General features: G+C 70.9%; 1 protein-coding gene. It reads right to left on the bottom strand.

Annotation, left to right across the window (positions count from 1 at the left end; translation table 11 throughout):
• On the bottom strand, positions 1-549 hold a 549-nt coding region (locus ACI794_RS20755; protein WP_456617267.1), incomplete at both ends, for an aldehyde dehydrogenase family protein.

The following is a 549-nucleotide window of genomic DNA, read 5'->3' on the forward strand; positions in this document are numbered from 1 at the left end:
CAGCGCACCGATCTTCTCGGCGAACAGGCGGGTGAACTCCTCGGCCACCGCCCGGTGCACGAAGAACCGCTTCGCCGCGATGCAGGACTGCCCGTTGTTCTGGTTGCGCGCCGTGGTCGCCACCTCCGCGGCGGTGTCCAGGTGCGCCGAGGGCATCACGATGAACGGATCGGACCCACCCAGCTCCAACACCGTGGGCTTGAGCGCATCCCCGGCGATCGCCGCCACCGACTGCCCCGCCGGCCCGCTGCCGGTCAGCGTCGCGGCCACCACCCGATCATCACGCAGCACCCGCTCCACCGTCCCCGAGCCGATCAGCAGCGTCTGGAACACATCCGCCGGGAACCCCGCCCGCCGGAAGCACTCCTCCAGGTACAGCGCGGTCTGCGGCACGTTGCTGGCGTGCTTGAGCAACCCCACGTTCCCCGCCATCAACGCCGGCGCGGCGAACCGCATCGCCTGCCACAACGGAAAGTTCCACGGCATGACCGCCAGCACCACACCCAGGGGCTGGTGCACCACGAACGCCCGCTCCGCCCCCACCGCCGC

Source organism: Blastococcus sp. SYSU DS0541, from assembly GCF_054050875.1.